This is a genomic window from Streptomyces sp. NPDC059994 (genome assembly GCF_042737755.1).
Taxonomy (GTDB): domain Bacteria; phylum Actinomycetota; class Actinomycetes; order Streptomycetales; family Streptomycetaceae; genus Streptomyces.
Window position 1 is genome coordinate 21,200 of record NZ_JBHWUR010000029.1, and the last position, 17,705, is coordinate 38,904.

Genomic DNA, 17,705 nt, shown 5'->3' on the forward strand with positions numbered 1-17,705 from the left:
GCGGCCCGGTCAACCGTCGCAGCAGGCCCCTGAGGTGAGGAGCCGGTGGTCCGTCATGACACGCGAGCGCAACCGGTGCCTGAGCAACGGGTAGGACAGACGGTGCAGTCGTACGGAACGCGCGAAGGCCCCGGGGCGGAAGTCCCGCTTCGTCAGCAGATGCAGCGTGCCGGCCGCGTGGTAGGTCATGCCCAGGCGCTCGGCGAGGACGCGCATCGTGCGCGGGGCGTAGAAGGAGATGTGCTGGCCGGCTTCGGGTGCCAGGTACCACCATGACGGGTCGGCGCTGAGATCGTGCAGGTGCTGCGTGAAGACGAACGAGTGCGCGCCGGTCTCCCGCAGGCAGCTGTCGACGAAGGCGAGCGGATCGGTCACGTGCTCCATCACCTCCACGGCGGTGACCGCGGCGGCTGCTCCCCGCAGGCTGCCGTCCCACTCGAACCCCCGGGCGAACAGGTTCTCGCAGTGGGCGTCCTGCCAGTAGACGTCCAGACCGACGTCGCGCAGCAACCGGACGAGGAGTCCGTATCCGGCGCCGTAGTCGACGTACACACCGCCGGCGCCGAACATGCGGACCAGCACCGAGGCCAGCCGCGGGTACAGGTACAGGTTCCGCTGTACGACGCCGGTGTCGATGGCCGCCACGGCCTGCGAGTAGGCCTCGTCCAGCCAGTGCGGCTCGTCGACGAACCAGTGGGCGCATGCGTCGCACATGCGGTACGTGGCCTCGTGCCGTCCGAGCACCGTGCCACGGTGGGTGACCCGCGTGGTGCCGCGGCAGATCCCGCACGAGGCGGTCATGTGGTCACCTTGCCGCCGACGGCCACCGATGTCCGGTGCTGCGTCCCGGGGATGGAGGGACGCAGGATCGCGTCGAGTTCGGCGTCGACCATGAGGCGGGCCAGTTCGGGAACGTGGGTGGCGGGTTTCCAGCCCAGGACCTGCTCGGCCTTGGAGGCGTCTCCGACTAGGTCGTCGACCTCGGAGGGGCGCAGGTAGCGTTCGTCGAAGCGGATGTGGTCTTGGTAGTCGAGGCCGAGGTGGGCGAAGCAGTGTTCAACGAAGTCGCGGACGCTGTGGCTGGTGCCGGTGGCGATGACGTAGTCGTCGGGTTGGTCCTGTTGGAGCATGAGCCACATGGCGTGGACGTATTCGGCGGCGTAGCCCCAGTCGCGGCGGGCGTCGAGGTTGCCGAGGTGGACGGTGTCCTGGAGGCCGGCTTTGATGCGGGCGGCTGCGGTGGCGATCTTGCGGGTGACGAAGGTGGGACCGCGGCGTGGGGATTCGTGGTTGAAGAGGATGCCGTTGACGGCGTACATGCCGTAGGCCTCGCGGTAGTTACGGGTGGCCCAGTAGGCGTAGACCTTGGCGACGCCGTAGGGGGAGCGGGGGTGGAAGGGGGTGTTCTCGTGCTGGGGCGGGGGCGCGGCGCCGAACATCTCGGAGCTGGAGGCCTGGTAGAAGCGGCAGGTCAGGCCAATGTTGCGGATGGCTTCGAGGAGGCGGATGGTGCCCAGTCCGGTGGTGTTGCCGGTGAACTCCGGCTCATCGAAGGAGACCCGTACATGCGACTGCGCCGCCAGGTGGTAGATCTCGTCGGGCCGCACCTGCTCCAGCAGACCCACCAAACGCGTGCCGTCGGTGAGATCGCCGTAATGCAGGAACAATCGCACCCCATCTGCATGCGGGTCCTGGTAGAGGTGGTCGATCCGGCGGGTGTTGAAAGTCGACGCCCGCCGGACCAGACCGTGGACCTCATACCCCTTCTCCAGCAGCAACTCAGCGAGATAGGAGCCGTCCTGGCCGGTGATACCGGTGATGAACGCCTTCTTGACTGTCACCAGACACTCCCTACTGGGCGTAGACCTCGAAGTCGGTGCCGCCGAGGGCTCGTCTTGTGAGACGGTGCGGTTCTCAGGGGCATCGCCAGCGTAGGGAAGTAAACTCGAATTTCCCGGTATTGTGGCGATGTGTCCGTTTAGCTGTCGGATGCTTCGCGGAACTGCGGCCTGTTCACCGGCGGTTCCGCGCGAGGAGCCCGAACGTGGTGGGAGGAGCGAAGCGTTCCCCCAGGGCCTGCAGCACTCCCGACTGCGTCGACCAGTAGCGCTGCGTATGCACTTTCTGGAAGGCCGGCACCAGGATCTCCTGAAGGGCCGCCTCGTCCACTCCCTGACGCACGACGTGGTACTCCGACATGTCCGCCTCGTTCGACTCGTCGTAGCGACCGCGCAGCCGGCGCACCCTGGTGGCCAGCCCGCGGCGCAGCTCTCCCTGACCGAGCCGCCACAGGAGATAGGCTCCGCGGTCCGCGTTCATGGACAGGTGCGACCGGCGCGGATACCACAGGGGATCCTGCATGCTGAGGAAGGCGCCACCGGGAGCGGTGCGTTTGACGAGATGGTCCACGGCACCCAGGTAGTCCGGGATGTGGTGCAGTACGGAGATGCACACGACGGCGTCGACCGGCTCCGAGCGGAAGATCTCCTTGCCCTCGGGGTCATGGGTGACGGTGACATGCGGGGAGCCGCGGAAACGGCGCCGGAGGACGGCCACGCTGGGGGCGCTCATCTCCGTCACCTCGACCCGCGCCCCGGCCGCCACCAGATGGTCGGTAAAGGTTCCGTGCCCGGCGCCGATCTCCAGCACCCGGCACTGACCGGTGCGTTCGACGATCTCGCCCACCAGCGTGTGCACAGCGGAGATCACCCGCTCGCGGAGGCTGTAGTGCCGGATGTGCGGAGAGCCTTTCGCGTAATCGTGCCCATCGTCGTGTGCGCGTTCCTGCAGTTCCCCGATGGTCGGCCGGCTCAGCGTTTGTGTCATGCGGGGATGCTATTGCGGTGGTCGTCCGCACGGCCCCGGCTCCGGTGTGCGGGTGTGTGATTCACGCATCCGGCCGTAGAAAGCGTGGCAGTTCATCACAGAAGCGAGCGGTAGACGTCAGCCGTCTGCCGTGCGGTGCTTTCCCAGGAGAACATGCGCGCCCGTTCCGGCCCGCGTCGTTCCAACTGTTCCCGGACGGAGGCGTCGAGCAGCCGGCACAGTGCGTGAACGAGGTCGTCGACTTCGTGCGGGTCGAAAAGCAGGGCGGCATCACCCACGACCTCCGGAATGGAGGCGGCCCGCGCGGCCACCACCGGAACCCCTTCGGCCATCGCCTCCAGCGGCGGAAGTCCGAAACCCTCGTAGAGCGACGGATAGACGAGGCCCAGGGCGCCCCGGTAATAGCGGGAGAGGGTGACGTCGTCCGCAGCGACGAACGTGACGCGGCTCGCCATACGACGGCTTTCCAGAAGGTCCTGTTCCTCGCGGGTCACGGGTCCTCCTCCGGAGCACACCAGTCGCAGGTCTTTCAGCCGCGGATCCCGGAGGGCCTCCACGACGATCCGCCAGTTCTTGTAGCCGCCTCGGTTGCCGACGTACAACACGTAGGCACCCGCCTGCCGTTGCGTCCGGGGCCGGGGAACGCGCACGCCGAGGTGGATGACCGAGATCTTCTCCTCCGGCACACCGAGCATGCCCACCAGATCCTGTGCCGTCGCGTGGGAGATCGCGATGATCCGGTCGGCTCGCCGGGCCCACAGGCGCTGGCGCTCGGCCGTCGTGTCGTTCGGGAACTGGCCGGGGTACTTGTGATGGATCAGGTCGTAGAACGTGCAGACGTGGGGCCGCCGGCCGAATGCCTCGGCCGAATAGTACGTGGGGTGCACGATGTGCGCGGCGCGCTGGGCCGCCGCGTAGAGCCGGAACGTCCGCCCGCTCAGGAACAGCCGCGGCCTCAGCGGCAGATTACCCAGTGCCGGGTGCCCGCCGCGGATGTGGCCATTGTCGTGCAGGCCGGAGAACAGGCGTGCGTCGACGCCCAGTTTGACGAGTTCGGTGTGGAGTTCCGCGAAATACCGGCTGACGCCGCCGAACCGCTGGGTGACGAATACATCCGGAGAGAACAGGACGCGCATCTGACGTGATTCCTCCCGGGCTGCTGCGGCCTCCGACGTCCGGTCACTGTATGCGCGACACGACGGGAGAACAGCGGCGACACAGCGCTCGGATGCCGACACTGAAGTGAATGGCCGCCGGCACCGTGGCTGCCGTGTCCTGACCGTCCTACCTCGGGATGTGCCGTGAACCAGTTTTCCGGTCGCTGGCGGGGAATTCTCGCTGTCGGCGCCACGACGGTGGGCGCTCGGGGTATTTCCCTCCTCGCCAACCTGCTGGTGCTGCCGGTTGTCGGCCGTTGCCTCGAAAAGGAGGAGTTCGGGCTCTGGCTGAACCTCACCAGCACCTTCGCCATACTCTCCGTACTCGACTTCGGAGTCGGACTGGCGGTGATGGGACAGGTGTCCGACGCCCGTGGATCCGATGACGCGGCCTCGACCCGCCGAGTGGTGACCACGGCCCTCGTCCTGCTGACCGGTGCGGCGGGGCTGCTGCTCGCGCTCTGCGGCCTGTTCGCGTTCACCCTCGACTGGAACGGCCTCCTGGGAGCGGGCCAGGTGTCCCCCGCTATCGTCGACCAGCTGGTCTTCGCGGTAGGTGTCACGGCCGCACTCAGCCTGCCCCTGACGGTGGCGGGCCGGGTGTACTACGCCCTTGGGCGGGGCCATGTGACGGCACTGTCCACGTCCGTCGGTGTCCTGGCACAGACCGGGGGTCTCCTGGCCGTGGCGGCCCTTGCGCCGGACCTCCGCTGGTTCACGGCCGTGTATCTCGCCACGTCCCTGCTCGCCGGTCTCGTCCCGACCCTCCTGCTGGCCGGGCGGGTCCGCGATGCCCGGCCCCGGCGGCGTCACGTGGACCGGGGCACCTGCGGCCGGCTGGGCCGCGAGGGCGCGCAGCTCTTCTCGCTGACGCTGATGGGGGTCGTGTCCTTCAGGTCGGACTCCTTTGTCATCGGGCACTACCTCGGCGCGGACCAGGTCGCCGCGTACGTGCTCCCGTTCACCGTGTACGCCACGGTGCCCACGGTCGTCGGAGCGTTTCTCACCCCCTTGTGGGCGAGCTATCGGGAGGCCTGGGCCCGCGGCGACCTGGCCTGGGTGCGCGGCGCGTACCTGCGGTCGGTGGGGCTGTCGACGGCCGCCGGTGCCGTGGCGGCGAGTGTCCTCGTCCCGGCCACCCCGTGGCTGCTGCGTCTGTGGGTCGGTGACGAGGCGGCCGTTGCGCCCACTGGGCTGCCGGCGGCGCTGGGCGGTTACGTCGTCATCATGTGCGCCACCACCGCGGTCGCCGTGTTCCTCAACGGCGCCGGGGAGTTGAGGCCGCAGATCGTCGTCGGGGCCGTCATGACCGTGGCGAACGTGGTGGCGTCGGTCTGGTCCGTGCAGCGGTTCGGCCTGTCCGGGCCGCTGTGGTCCACGGTCGTCACGCAGACGCTGATCGTCCTCGTGCCGTCCATGCTGGTCGCGCACCGACGGCTGGCGCGTCCTCGTGCCGTGGTCCCCGATGTGCTGCGGACCGCCGGCTGAGCTGCCGCCGTCCGCACAGGTCAGCTCGGGACGGGAGAACCCGCCCCCGTCCGCAGGGCGGCGCCCGGCACGGCGTTCAGCGCCGCGAGTTCGGCGTCGACCATGAGGCGGGCCAGTTCGGGGGCGTGGGTGGCGGGTTTCCAGCCCAGGACGCGGTACGCCTTGGAGGCGTCCCCAACGACATGTTCGACGTCTGACGGGCGGAGCTGACGTTCGTCGAAGCGGATGTGGTCTTGGTAGTCGAGGCCGAGGTGGGCGAAGCAGTGTTCGGCGAAGTCGCGGACGCTGTGGCTGGTGCCGGTGGCGATGACGTAGTCGTCGGGTTGGTCCTGTTGGAGCATGAGCCACATGGCGTGGACGTATTCGGCGGCGTAGCCCCAGTCGCGGCGGGCGTCGAGGTTGCCGAGGTGGACGGTGTCCTGGAGGCCGGCTTTGATGCGGGCGGCTGCGGTGGCGATCTTGCGGGTGACGAAGGTGGGACCGCGGCGTGGGGATTCGTGGTTGAAGAGGATGCCGTTGACGGCGTACATGCCGTAGGCCTCGCGGTAGTTGCGGGTGGCCCAGTAGGCGTAGACCTTGGCGACGCCGTAGGGGGAGCGGGGGTGGAAGGGGGTGTTCTCGTGCTGGGGCGGGGGCGCGGCGCCGAACATCTCGGAGCTGGAGGCCTGGTAGAAGCGGCAGGTCAGGCCAATGTTGCGGATGGCTTCGAGGAGGCGGATGGTGCCCAGTCCGGTGGTGTTGCCGGTGAACTCCGGCTCATCGAAGGAGACCCGTACGTGCGACTGCGCCGCCAGGTGGTAGATCTCGTCGGGCCGCACCTGCTCCAGCAGACCCACCAAACGCGTGCCGTTGGTGAGATCGCCGTAATGCACGAACAATCGGTCCGTCCCCTGCCGGCTGTTCCGTCGGTGCACGAAGTCCGGTACCCGACGGGCGGTGCCGTGGACCTCGTATCCCTTCTCCATCAGCAGTTCGGCGAGATAGAACCCGTCCTGGCCGCCGATGCCGGTGATGAGCGCCTTCTTGACTGTCACCACGCACTCCCTACTGGGCGTAGACCTCGAAATCCGGTGCCGCCGAGTGCGCCTTCCGGCGAAGGGCCCCTGACGGCATGCCAGATTAGGGTAGATCAACGGTCGTTCAGGGGGAATGTTGCATTGTGTCCCCTTCGTGGAAATGTGTACTGGGTTGAGGGGACGTGACCCGCCACCCGACACGACCCTTGGACCCGCCCGAACGGTTACCAGGAGCGCCTGTTCATGAACACGACCATCACCGGGGCACCGACCGCCGCACCCCACCGTCCGCTGGAGCGCTCGGACCGGATCTTCGTCGCCGGACGCCGCGGGCTCGTGGGCTCCGCGGTCTGGAGACGACTGAGCGCAGCGGGATTCGGCGCGCTCCTCGGACCCGACTCGACGGAGCTGGACCTGAGGGACCGCCCGGCGGTCTTCGACTGGTTCTCGCGGCACCGGCCGCACGCGGTCGTCCTGGCCGCCGCACGGGTCGGAGGGATCAGAGCCAACGCGACCCGGCCCACCGAGTTCGTATCGGACAACCTGCGGATCCAGGTCAACGTCATGGACGCGGCGTTGCGGCACGGCGTCGAGCGGTTGCTCTTCCTGGGCTCAAGTTGCATCTACCCGAGACAGGCCGCCCAGCCCATCCGGGAGGAGGCCCTGCTGACCGGGCCCCTGGAAGAGACCAACGAGGCCTACGCGATCGCCAAGATCGCGGGCATCATGCAGGTGAGGGCCGTGCGCAGGCAGCACGGCCTGCCGTGGATCTGCGCCATGCCGACGAACCTGTACGGCCCCGGTGACAATTTCCACCCCGAGCGTTCGCACGTACTGCCGTCACTGATCAGGCGGTTCCACGAGGCGTACGTCGACGGAGCGCCGAAGGTCGTCAACTGGGGCACCGGCGCCCCGCGCCGGGAATTCCTCCACGTCGACGACCTGGCCCGGGCCTGCCTGATCCTCCTCGAACGGTACGACGGGGACGCGCCCGTGAACGTGGGCACCGGAGAGGACCTCACCATCCGGGAACTCGCCGAGATGGTGGCGTCCGTCGTCGGTTACGAAGGCGCCGTCGAATGGGATCCGCTTCAGCCCGACGGGACGCCGCGCAAGGTCCTGGACATCTCCCGGATCACCGCGCTGGGGTGGAAGCCCGAGATCCGTCTGCGGGACGGGATCGGCAGCACCTACGAGTGGTACGTCCGACTGCTTCAAACGGGCGAAGCTCGGGTGCGGTGAAATGCCGCGGTACGCACTGAAGCGTGCATCGCCCATTCTCCTTGATACGGTCCCCGGGTGCTGAAAAAGGCTGTCATGAGTCTGGCTCAAAGGGCCGTCGACCGAGGAGTTCAGGCCAGGATCGACGAACTGCGCTTCTCGGTGGGAGCAATGGAGAGCCGGCTGGCGAGCCTGCTGCCAAAACCGCGGCGTCTTCGGGACACGGAGTTCAAGGTGTTCTCCCAGTGGGGCGAGGACGGCATTCTGCAGTTCCTCGTGTCCCGGCTCTCCCCGCCCGATGTCTTCGTCGAGATCGGAGTCGGTGACTACTCCGAGGCGAACACCCGCTTCCTGGCCATGAAGGACAACTGGCGCGGTGCGATCTTCAACGGCGGATCCGCGCACGTCGACTTCCTGAGACACAGCGGAATGGCATGGCGGTGGAGCATCGAACCGGTCTCGGCGTTCGTCACGGCGGAAAACGTCGACGAGCTGATCCTGGGAACCGGGATCAAGGGTGACGTCGGTGTTCTCTCGATCGACATCGACGGGGTCGACTACTGGGTGTGGCGGGAGATCTCCGCGGTGTCCCCGTGGATCGTCGTCGTCGAGTACAACAGTGTCTTCGGCGCCGAAAAAGCGGCAACCGTTCCCTATCGCCGCGATTTTCTCGCGTCAGCGGCGCACCGCACCGGCTCGTACTTCGGTGCGTCTCTGGCGGCCTTTCATCATCTCGGAACCGAACTGGGCTACCGCCTCGTGGGTGTCGGCAGCAATGGCGTCAACGCGTTCTTCGTGCGCGAGGACGTCGCCGGGGACCTGTGGAACCTGACCCCCCGAGCCGCCTTCGTACGGTCTCGTGTCCGGACCGCTCGCGGTCCGGACGGTGAGCTGACGTACACGGGCGATGACCACGAGCGGTTGCTGCGATCGATGCGTGATCTCACGGTGCATCTGGTGGACGAGCGGGCAGATGTGTCGATCGCCGAGGCTTTCGGGGTCTGACAGTCGGGGCACAGGCCGTCCTGGTGGCGCCCGTGCCGGCGGACCTGCGGCGCTCGCCCTGTGACGCGGCTCAGGCGGATGCGGCGGCCACGCCTTCGAAGAACGTCCGCTCTGCCGCACCGGCCTGCTCGAAGAGGTCCGCGTGGTCGGCGTGGAAGGCCGCGATGTCGTAGTAGGAACCGTTCCCGTGGGCCAGTGTGTAGCGACCGAGGTCGTTCCACACCTGCGGCTCGGTGACCCGGGTGACGAGCAGGAGTTCACCGGTGTTGGCGTAGACGAGTGCTCCCCGGTACCCGGCCTCGGCGAGCGCCGTGACGGCCCGGTAGGGGTTCTCGTCCCCCGTTCGGGCGGCCCACAGGGGAGCGAACTCGAAGAAGACGACAGGACGCGCCCGAGCGAGGAGTTCCCTGTTCGCCGCGATGATGCGCGGATCCGCCCCGTCCGTGTCGATCTTCACCAGCCCCGGCGACGCAAAGCGCGTGTGTGAACCGAGGATGTCCGGCAGAGACCGGAAGGGGCGTGCGGGCTTCGGACCCGACGTCGGAGGCACCAGCGCGGCGGTACCCGCCTGCCGTACGACGGTGTGAGCGCGGTCGGCGTCGTCGGCGGTGGCCACGTACGCCTCCTCGATCTCGACGTCACGCAGACCCTGTACGTTCCGGCGAAGGAGGTCCAGATACAGCTCGTCGCCCTCGACGCACAGGATCGGCGCCGTCGCCGCTGCCCGCATGAGAACAGCGGTGTCGCCGATGTTCGCACCGATGTCCACAATCGTGAAATCCGGCCGGGCCGCCGCCGACATGGCTGTCAGGCGGGCCAGGTTCTGCGAATAGTGCGGCGATGCGGAGAGAATGACCGGCAGGTCGTGCGACAGCGGCATCACGATGTCCCGTCCCGCGAATCGACAGGTCACGAGCGGGTCGCCGTGCTCCGACCAGAAGCGGCGAGTCAACCGGGCCGAGGATCTGATAATTCGACGACCAATGGAGCCGTTGTGTGCCACGGTCGCGTACTTCAGCAACGCCTGGGCAACGCTGTTCGGCGCCGTTTTTCCGGGCATTGTTGCAGAATTGGTCATGCGGGAAACGTAGCAGAGACCATAGACCATATTCCGGTGACTTTTACTGCCGGCTTCCGATTTTCGTGAAAGTGGCCCATCCCCGGCTGACGCAGCGTGCGACCGGCCACCAACAGTCCTCCGAGCGGCGGGCCTTCGGGCCGAGGTAACGGCGCATGACACGCCGTCCCTCGTCCTGCGGGTCCGGATTGCTCGCCGTCAGCGACGTGGGGTGCACGCGGAAGCACCCGAGCTGCCGCGGCAGGTAGGCCATCCGTCCGCTGCGCCGCAGACGCAGATGGAGGTCGAAGTCCATCGCGTACCTGAGGGTGGGATCGAGCGGGCCGACCTGCCGCACCGCCTCGCGGCGGTAGAGGGCTCCTGGCTGGCCCACCCAGTTCTGGCCGTACTGGAAGAACCAGGAGGCGAACGTGCCCGGACGCACCGTGTAGAGGGCGCGGCCTGTCGAGTCGATCACTCTGACCTGGCCGTACACCATGCTGGCGGCAGGGGTTCGGTCGAGTTCCCGCAGGGCCGCGGCCAGACTCCCCTCGATGAGCAGGTCGTCGTCGCCGAGCCAGGCAAGGAACTCCGTGGTGGCCCCTTGCCACCCCTGGTTGATCGCGTTGCTGAGCCCCCGCCGCTCCTCGACGAGGAAGCGGCAGCCGTGCCGATCGGCCGCCGGACGCAGGAGGGGAGCGGCTTCCGCGGGCCCGACGATCACCACGTCGACGGATTCTTCCTGCTGCCTGATCGAGGCCAGGCATTCTTCGAGATAACCGGGGCGTTCACCGTTGGTCGGCACCACCATCCGCACACGCGGAAAGGCAGGGAAGCCCACTGCACCGCCTCCGATTTCGTCATCGAGGTGTGTGTCCCTGCCGTAGTGCTACACCGAGCACGGCCATGCGCCGACGGCGACACGGCACGTGGCCGGGAAATTCCCCCACCGTGCACCGGAGGGGATGCCGGCCGCCGTGCAGAGGAGTCGGCGAGTTTTCCGTCCGCGCGGCGCGCTTGTCGGGCGTTGCGTTCCCCACCGGTCCAATCTGTGCATGCCGTCTGCTTTCCGTCACGCCATCGGCCGGTTCATCATCGGTACCCCGGAAAGGAATTCGCCCGGTGTTCTCCACCGTCTGCGTCATCGGCCTCGGCTACATCGGCTTGCCCACCGCCGCCGCCCTCGCCACCAACGGGATCGACGTCATCGGTGTCGACGTCAACCCCGTCACCGTCGACCTCATCAACGCCGGCCGTGCTCCCTTCGTCGAGCCCGACCTGGCCGTGGCGGTGAGCGGAGCCGTCGCCATGGGGCGGTTGCGGGCGACCACGGCACCCGAGCCCGCCGACGCCTTCGTCATCGCCGTGCCCACCCCGCTCCAGGACGACCGCACGGCGGACCTGTCGTACGTGCGCGCCGCCGCCGCCTCGGTGGGCCAGGTGCTCAAGGCGGGTGACCTCGTCATCCTGGAATCCACCTCGCCGCCCGGGACCACCGTCGAGCTGTCCCGGTGGCTCGGCAAGCACCGGCCCGACCTCACGTTTCCGCACGAGAGCGCGGACGCGCCCGACGTGCGGATCGCGCACTGTCCCGAACGCGTACTGCCGGGCCGGACGATGATCGAGATCGTGACGAACGACCGCGTCGTCGGCGGGGTCGGCGAGGGCTGCGCCGACCGGGCACGCGCCCTGTACCAGCTGTTCACCAAGGGGGAGTGCCTGCTCACCGACGCCACGACCGCGGAGATGGCCAAGCTCGGCGAGAACGCCTTCCGGGACGTCAACATCGCCTTCGCCAACGAGCTCTCGATGGTCTGCGACCAGCTCGGCATCGACGCGGGGGACGTCATCGACCTGGCCAACCGGCACCCCCGCGTCGACATCCTGCGCCCCGGGCCGGGCGTCGGCGGGCACTGCATCGCCGTGGACCCCTGGTTCATCGTCTCCGCCGCGCCCCGGCAGGCGCGGCTCGTCCGGCTCGCCCGCGAAGTCAACGACGGGCGGCCCGACTACGTGCTCGGCGAGGTGACCGACACGGCCGGACGGTTCAAGGACCCGGTGATCGCCTGCCTCGGCCTGGCCTTCAAGGCGAACATCGACGACCTGCGGGAAAGCCCCGCCCTGCAGATCGTCACCCGACTCGCCGAGCGGCAGATCGGCCGGCTGCTGGTGGCGGAGCCCCACATCCGGGAACTGCCTCAGTCACTGGTGGATACGGGCGTGGCCGAACTCGTCGACGTCGCCACCGCCGTGCGTGACGCGGACGTCGTCGTCCTGCTCGTGGACCACGACGCCTTCCGCGGCGTGAAACGCACCGCGCTGCGGGGCAAGGCCGTGTTCGACACCCGCGGGTTCTGGCACTGACCCGGCCCCGCCGAACTCCGCGGGGCGCTCGCACAGTCCCAGCCAGTGGCCGATCGCGCGCACGGTACGGTCCGCCGCGCGCCCGTCGCCGAACGGGTTGACAGCCGTGGCCATCGCGGCGTACGCCGTCCGGTCGTGCAGCAGCCGCCGCACCTCCTTCACGACGCGCTCCCGGTCGGTGCCCACCAGCCGGGAGGTGCCCGCCCGCAGCCCCTCGGGCCGTTCCGTGGTGTCCCGCATGACCAGCACCGGCTTGCCCAGGCCCGGCGCCTCCTCCTGGACGCCGCCGCTGTCGGTGAGGATCAGGTGCGCACGGTCCATCAGCCGGGCGAAGACACCGTAGCCGAGCGGCTGGGTCAGCCGTACGTTCTCCAGGTGCTCCACATGCGGTGTGATCGCCGCGCGCACCACGGGGTTGGGGTGCAGCGGCAGCACGATGAGCAGGTCGGGCTCGCTGCGGGCCAGGTCGGCGAGGGCGCCGCCGATGGCCTCCATCCCGCGCCCCCACGACTCCCGGCGGTGGGCCGTCACCAGCAGGACCCGGCGGGCGGTGTCCTCAAGGTCGGCCAGCGCCGGGTCGCCGAAAGGTGTCCCGCGCCCGACGGCCCCGCGCAGGGCGTCGATGACCGTGTTCCCGGTGACCACGACGGACGACGGGGCGACGCCCTCCCGCAGCAGGTTGCTCCGCGCGTGCGGAGTGGGTGCGAGGTGCAGGGACGCCAACTGGGTGGTGATCCTGCGGTTGATCTCCTCGGGGAAGGGCGCGTACCGGTCGTCGGTCCTCAGCCCCGCCTCCAGATGGGCCACCGGGACGCGGTTGTAGAAGGCGGCGAGGGCCCCGGCGAACGCGGTCGTGGTGTCGCCCTGGACCAGCACCGCGTCCGGGCGCTCCTCCCGCAGCAGCGGACACAGCCCGTCCAGGACGCGGTGGGTGATGTCGGCCAGGGACTGGCCCGGGGCGAGGATGTCCAGGTCGTGATCGGCGTGGATGCCGAACAACGCGTGCACCTGGTCGAGCAGTCCGCGGTGCTGGGCGGTCACCGTCACCGTCGGCCGGAACATCGCGGAGCGCTCCAGCGCCTCGATGACGGGAGCCATCTTGATGGCCTCCGGTCTCGTTCCGTAGACGACCATCAGTCGTTTCACCCGAGTCTCCTTAACCGAGGGCACCGGACGTCGGCCGCTCCAGCGAATCGGTAGAGCGGGACCCCGCCCGCAAATCCGGAGGCGTGTTCATCCGGCTGTATGGGGATATTGCTCCAATTGGCCTGTTTCGCTGATGAATTCATGACCTTGCGCCTTATGTTCCGCCATGGCCGAAACTCCCTCCCCGTAAAGGCAGGAAAGTGAAGACAGTGCTCCTGTCCCCGCGCACCGGTTCCATCACGGTGGCGGATGTTCCCGCCCCCGAGGCGGTCGCCGGGACGGTGGTCATCCGCAATGACTGGTCGCTCATCAGCGCGGGTACGGAGCGGGCGACCGTCTCCACCGGCGCCAAGGGTCTGATCGGCAAGGCGCGGCAGCGGCCCGACCAGGTCGCCCAGGTGATCGACAGCGTGAAACGGACCGGACTCGCGGACACCTACCGGACCGTCAGGGACCGTCTGGACCAGCCGGTGCAGCTCGGCTACTCCTGCGCGGGGACGGTGCTGCGGACGGGGGAGGGCGTCGACGATCTCCGTCCGGGCATGCGGGTGGCCGCCGCCGGGGCCCGTTACGCGTCGCACGCGGAGATCGTCGCGGTCCCCCGCAACCTCGTGGTGCCGGTGCCGGACGGGGTGGACACCCGGTGGGCCGCCTTCGCCACGGTCGGCGCCATCGCGCTCCAGGGCATCCACCAGGCCGAGGTGGCGCCCGGTTCCCGGATCGCCGTCATCGGGCTCGGCCTGCTCGGCCAGATCACCCTCCGGCTGCTGCGGGCCTACGGCTACGACGCGGTGGGCATCGACCCCGACCCGGCCATGGTGGCGCTCGCCGAATCCGCCGGGCTGCCCGCCTTCCCACGGGACGCCGACGGCCTGCCGCGCCTCCTGCGGCGCTGGGCGGGCGCCGGCGCGGACGCCGTGCTCATCACCGCGTCCACGGCCAGCCCCGACCCCGTCGAGTTCGCGGGCCGGCTCGCCCGTGACCGGGCCACCGTGGTGGTCGTCGGCGACGTGGGCGTCGTGCCGCCCCGGTCGTCGTACTACCACAAGGAACTGACGATCCGCTACTCACGGTCCTACGGCCCCGGCCGCTACGACCCCCGCTTCGAAGAGGGCGGCCATCCCTACCCCGAGGGCTATGTGCCGTGGACCGAACGGCGCAACCTCGCCGAGGTGCTGCGGCTCCTCCGGACGGGCGCCATGGACTTCGCCGACCTGAAGCCGCGGGTCTTCGCCGTGGAGGACGCGGCCGAGGCGTACGCTGCGCTCAAGCCGTCTCCCGGTGAACGCAGCGTCGCCCTGCTGCTGCGCTACCCCGGCACCGCGCAGCTGCCGTCGCCGCCGGCCCCGCGGACCGCGCCCCGCACCTGGACCGCCCCGCGCGGCACGCTGCGGATCGCGGCCATCGGCTCGGGCAACTTCGCGACCAGGACGCTCTTTCCCGAGCTGAAGCGCGAAGCAGGCGTCGCCTTCTCCTGGGTCGCCGGCGGACGCGGGCTGTCCGCCGCGCACCAGGGGCGGCGGTGGGGGTTCGAGCAGGTCGCTCAGAGCGTCGACGCCGGCCTGGCGTCGGGCGAGGCGGACTGCGTGATGGTGCTCAGCCGCCACGACAGCCACGGCCGGTACGCGGCCCGGGTGCTGCGCGGCGGCAGGGCCTTGTACTGCGAGAAGCCGGTGGCCCTCACGGAGACGGAACTGGAGGACGTCGCCCAGGCGTGGTCGGCCTCCGGCGCCCCGGCGATGGCCGGGTTCAACCGGCGGTTCGCGCCCGCGGTCGCGGACCTGCGGGCCGTGCTGCCCGCGGGAGCGCCGCTCCAGGTCGTCTACCGGGTGTTCGCGGGCCGGCTCCCGGCCGACCACTGGTACTTCCAGCCCGAACAGGGCGGCCGGCTGCTCGGCGAGGTCTGCCACTTCATCGACACCGCCGGCTTCCTGGTGTCCGGGCGGCCGGTCCGGGTGCGGGCCGTCGGCGTGGACGCCGCGGACCCCGCCACCGCGCAGAGCGTCACCCTCCAGATCGCGTACGACGACGGCTCGTCCGCGTCCGTCGTGTACGGAGGGCGCACACCGCCCGGCGCTCCCAAGGAACTCCTGGAGGTGGCCGGCGACGGGGTGGCGGCCAGGATCGACGACTTCCGCACGCTCACCGTGTGGAGGGGAGGCCGGGCGGAGACGACCACGTACCGGGGCGCACCCAAGGGGCATGCGGCGGAGATGCGCACGCTCGTCCGCCTCGTCGGCGGCCAGTCGCTCGACACCGGGGCCGCTGCCGCCGCCGGTTTCGCCTCGGCGCTGGAGAGTTCCCTCGTCACCTGCCGGGCGGCCCGCTCGCTCACGGAGGACCGGCCGGTCGACTGCGCCCCCGCCACACCGGCCCTGGCCAAGGCCCTTGGGCGTCCGCAGCTCCCTGCCGCCGCCGACACCGTGCCCGACCCGGGCGGGCCGGCGGACGGCTTCCCGTCGACCACGGAGGTGCTGTGATGTGCGGCTTCCTCGTCCTGTTGAACGGCGCCGCGCGCAACCGGCCGCAGTCGCCGGCGGACCCGTGCACGGCGCTCGCCCACCGCGGCCCCGACGCGAACGGTCACCTCACCGTCGTCGGCCCCGGCTGGCGGGCGGCGCTGCACTTCCGCCGACTGGCCGTCATGGACCTCGACCCAAGGAGCGGCCAGCCCTTCGGCTCGCCCGAGCGGGGCGTGCTGGTCTACAACGGCGAGGTGTACAACGCGCCGTACCTGCGCGAGCTGCTGCGCGCGCGGCATGTGAGGTTCACGACCGAGGGCGACACCGAGGTCCTCTACGAACTGCTGCTGCAACCGGACGCGCCGCGGCTGCTCGACCAGGTGGACGGCATGTTCGCCTTCGCCCTCGTCCTGCCCGACGGCGAGGTGCGCTACGGACGTGACCGGCTGGGCGTCAAGCCGCTGTACGCGGCGGCGGACGCGGCGGGGCACATGGTCGCCCTCGCCAGCGAGATCGAACCGTTGCGAGTCGCGGGGCTGACCGGAGACGCCGACCCGGTCGCGGTGGCGCAGGGCGCCATGTTCCTGTGGACGCCGCCGCCGCGGACCGGCTGGCAGCGCGTGCGTGCCGTACCGGCCGGGACGGTGCTGTCCCGGCGCGGGCCCGCGTACGACGAGGCGTCGACGTGGTGGCACGCTCCCGCCCTCACGCCCGCCGCGGACATCGCCGCCGCCGTCCGTGAGTCGGTCGCCCGTCAGGTGCGGGCCGATGTGAAGGTGGGGCTGCTGCTCAGCGGGGGCCTGGACAGCACCTGGCTGGGCGTGGAACTCCTCGGGGAGGGCTTCACCGGGCCCGTCCTCACCGCGAGGTCGCGCACCGCGGTGGCCGGCACGGAGCCGTTCGAGGAGGACGCCCCCTACGCCGCCCGGGTCGCCGACCAGTTGGGCCTGCCGCTGACCTGGGTCGACCTCGACGTCGACGTGCTGCGCCGGATCCCCGAGCTGGTGACCACCATGGAGCTGCCGTTCGGGGATCCCGCCGCGGTCGCCCTCATGCAGTTGTCCCGCGCCGCCCGCGGCGAGGCGACCGTGCTGTTGTCGGGGCTGGGCGTCGAGGAGCTGTTCCTGGGCTACGAGCGCTACCAGGCCGTACTGCTGCTGCAACAGCTCCCCGCCTGGACGCGCCCGACCCTCGGCGCGGCCACGCTGGTTCCCGCGCCCCGGCGCTACCGGGGCCGCGCGGACAAGTTCGGGCGGCTGCTCCAGCTCGGTGCCCGCGACTGGTCGTGGGCAACGCAGTCGTACTACTCCGGGAGGGAGTGGGCGGCGCTGTCACCCCTCGTGGGGCTGGACGCGGTCACCGAGCGGCACCGTGAGGTGGCGGGCGCCGTGCTGGACGCGGGCGGGACGCCCCTCGCGGCACTCGCGGAGTGCGACCGGCGGCTGTTCCTGCCGGGACTGAACCTGCTGTACGGCGACCGCGCGTCGATGCGCGCGAGCGTCGAACTGCGGGTCCCGTTCCTGGCGGAGCCGGTGGTGGCCGCCGCTCTCGGCGCCCCCGCGGAGGAGCAGCTGCGGATGGGGGACGGCAAGGCGCGCTTCCGCGCAGCCGCGGTGGCCTCCGGCGTGCCGGAGTTCGTCGCCCGGCGCCCCAAGACGGGATTCGGGGCGCCGGTACGGTCGTTGCTGCGCGAGCACGGCGACCGGCTGTGGACCGAGGTACGGCGCTCCCCGGTGTTCGACGACCTCTTCGACCGGCGCACGGCGGACCGATTCGTCGCCGAGCACGTACACGGCCGGCGCGACCGGGGGCTCGCCGTGTTCGGGTTGCTGTGTGCGGCCGTGTGGTGGGAGCGGTACGCGGCGGGCGGCGCGGGACGGACGGCGGATGTCCTGGCGGGTTACGAGAGTGCCGGGGCCGGCTGACGGGTCCGGGGCCGGGGCCGGGGGGTGTCCGTTCGGCG

At 70.0% G+C, this 17,705-nt stretch carries 13 protein-coding genes and 1 pseudogene; 6 read left to right on the top strand and 8 right to left on the bottom strand.

Annotation, left to right across the window (positions count from 1 at the left end):
- Positions 1-9: 9 nt before the first annotated feature.
- The 4 genes from ACFWA7_RS17065 to ACFWA7_RS17080 form a co-directional block, all read right to left on the bottom strand.
- A complete protein-coding gene (locus tag ACFWA7_RS17065) occupies positions 10-801 on the bottom strand; it encodes a methyltransferase domain-containing protein (RefSeq protein ID WP_385823642.1) in 792 nt (263 codons plus the stop codon).
- Entirely contained in the window at positions 798-1,841 is a 1,044-nt protein-coding gene (gene gmd, locus ACFWA7_RS17070) for a GDP-mannose 4,6-dehydratase (RefSeq protein ID WP_385823644.1), read from the bottom strand. Before gmd (ACFWA7_RS17070) ends, ACFWA7_RS17065 begins: the two co-directional genes overlap by 4 nt.
- Positions 1,842-2,013: 172 nt before the next feature.
- Entirely contained in the window at positions 2,014-2,826 is an 813-nt protein-coding gene (locus tag ACFWA7_RS17075; RefSeq protein ID WP_385534498.1) for a class I SAM-dependent methyltransferase, read from the bottom strand.
- A 95-nt stretch (positions 2,827-2,921) separates the two neighbouring features.
- Positions 2,922-3,962 carry a glycosyltransferase family 4 protein gene (locus ACFWA7_RS17080; protein ID WP_385823646.1) on the bottom strand — a complete coding sequence of 347 codons (1,041 nt, stop codon included), beginning with the start codon at positions 3,960-3,962 and terminating at the stop codon, positions 2,922-2,924.
- A gap of 165 nt (positions 3,963-4,127) precedes the next feature.
- Here ACFWA7_RS17080 and ACFWA7_RS17085 point away from each other — a divergent pair, with 165 nt between their 5' ends.
- Entirely contained in the window at positions 4,128-5,471 is a 1,344-nt protein-coding gene (locus ACFWA7_RS17085) for a lipopolysaccharide biosynthesis protein (protein ID WP_385823648.1), read from the top strand.
- 20 nt (positions 5,472-5,491) lie between these two features.
- Here ACFWA7_RS17085 and gmd (ACFWA7_RS17090) read toward each other — a convergent pair whose 3' ends face one another.
- Complete coding sequence (gene gmd, locus ACFWA7_RS17090) at positions 5,492-6,505, bottom strand: GDP-mannose 4,6-dehydratase (RefSeq protein ID WP_385823650.1); 1,014 nt, start codon at positions 6,503-6,505, stop codon at positions 5,492-5,494.
- A 225-nt stretch (positions 6,506-6,730) separates the two neighbouring features.
- Here gmd (ACFWA7_RS17090) and ACFWA7_RS17095 point away from each other — a divergent pair, with 225 nt between their 5' ends.
- Positions 6,731-7,729: a GDP-L-fucose synthase family protein gene (locus tag ACFWA7_RS17095; protein ID WP_385534506.1), complete on the top strand. Its 999-nt coding sequence runs from the start codon at positions 6,731-6,733 to the stop codon at positions 7,727-7,729.
- A 57-nt stretch (positions 7,730-7,786) separates the two neighbouring features.
- A complete protein-coding gene (locus ACFWA7_RS17100) occupies positions 7,787-8,713 on the top strand; it encodes a hypothetical protein (protein WP_385534508.1) in 927 nt (308 codons plus the stop codon).
- A 70-nt stretch (positions 8,714-8,783) separates the two neighbouring features.
- Here the strand turns inward: ACFWA7_RS17100 and ACFWA7_RS17105 are convergent, their stop codons facing one another.
- Positions 8,784-9,791 carry an FkbM family methyltransferase gene (locus tag ACFWA7_RS17105; protein ID WP_385534510.1) on the bottom strand — a complete coding sequence of 336 codons (1,008 nt, stop codon included), beginning with the start codon at positions 9,789-9,791 and terminating at the stop codon, positions 8,784-8,786.
- A 43-nt stretch (positions 9,792-9,834) separates the two neighbouring features.
- On the bottom strand, positions 9,835-10,581 hold the full coding sequence (locus ACFWA7_RS17110; RefSeq protein WP_385534512.1) for a glycosyltransferase: 747 nt from the start codon (positions 10,579-10,581) through the stop codon (positions 9,835-9,837).
- 95 nt (positions 10,582-10,676) lie between these two features.
- Here ACFWA7_RS17110 and wecC point away from each other — a divergent pair.
- Positions 10,677-12,068: pseudogene (gene wecC, locus ACFWA7_RS17115) on the top strand (UDP-N-acetyl-D-mannosamine dehydrogenase); the annotation flags it as partial.
- Here the strand turns inward: wecC and wecB are convergent.
- Positions 11,973-13,280: a non-hydrolyzing UDP-N-acetylglucosamine 2-epimerase gene (gene wecB / locus ACFWA7_RS17120; RefSeq protein ID WP_385823652.1), complete on the bottom strand. Its 1,308-nt coding sequence runs from the start codon at positions 13,278-13,280 to the stop codon at positions 11,973-11,975. The pseudogene wecC and the gene wecB overlap by 96 nt on opposite strands.
- Positions 13,281-13,480: 200 nt before the next feature.
- Here wecB and ACFWA7_RS17125 point away from each other — a divergent pair, with 200 nt between their 5' ends.
- Together ACFWA7_RS17125 and asnB are read left to right on the top strand one after the other, a co-directional pair.
- On the top strand, positions 13,481-15,760 hold the full coding sequence (locus ACFWA7_RS17125) for a bi-domain-containing oxidoreductase (RefSeq protein ID WP_385823654.1): 2,280 nt from the start codon (positions 13,481-13,483) through the stop codon (positions 15,758-15,760).
- Positions 15,760-17,667 (top strand): asparagine synthase (glutamine-hydrolyzing), encoded by a 1,908-nt coding sequence (asnB, locus tag ACFWA7_RS17130; protein ID WP_385534518.1) that lies wholly within the window; start codon positions 15,760-15,762, stop codon positions 17,665-17,667. The genes ACFWA7_RS17125 and asnB overlap by 1 nt, the downstream gene beginning before the upstream one ends.
- Positions 17,668-17,705 lie beyond the last annotated feature (38 nt).

Bases quoted from the DNA above. Each gene is read 5' to 3' on its own strand.
- ACFWA7_RS17110 (WP_385534512.1), bottom strand. From the start codon at position 10,581: ATGGTGGTGCCGACCAACGGTGAACGCCCCGGTTATCTCGAAGAATGC.
- ACFWA7_RS17095 (WP_385534506.1), top strand. From the start codon at position 6,731: ATGAACACGACCATCACCGGGGCACCGACCGCCGCACCCCACCGTCCG.
- ACFWA7_RS17065 (WP_385823642.1), bottom strand. From the start codon at position 801: ATGACCGCCTCGTGCGGGATCTGCCGCGGCACCACGCGGGTCACCCAC.
- ACFWA7_RS17075 (WP_385534498.1), bottom strand. From the start codon at position 2,826: ATGACACAAACGCTGAGCCGGCCGACCATCGGGGAACTGCAGGAACGC.
- ACFWA7_RS17080 (WP_385823646.1), bottom strand. From the start codon at position 3,962: ATGCGCGTCCTGTTCTCTCCGGATGTATTCGTCACCCAGCGGTTCGGC.
- ACFWA7_RS17105 (WP_385534510.1), bottom strand. From the start codon at position 9,791: ATGACCAATTCTGCAACAATGCCCGGAAAAACGGCGCCGAACAGCGTT.
- asnB (WP_385534518.1), top strand. From the start codon at position 15,760: ATGTGCGGCTTCCTCGTCCTGTTGAACGGCGCCGCGCGCAACCGGCCG.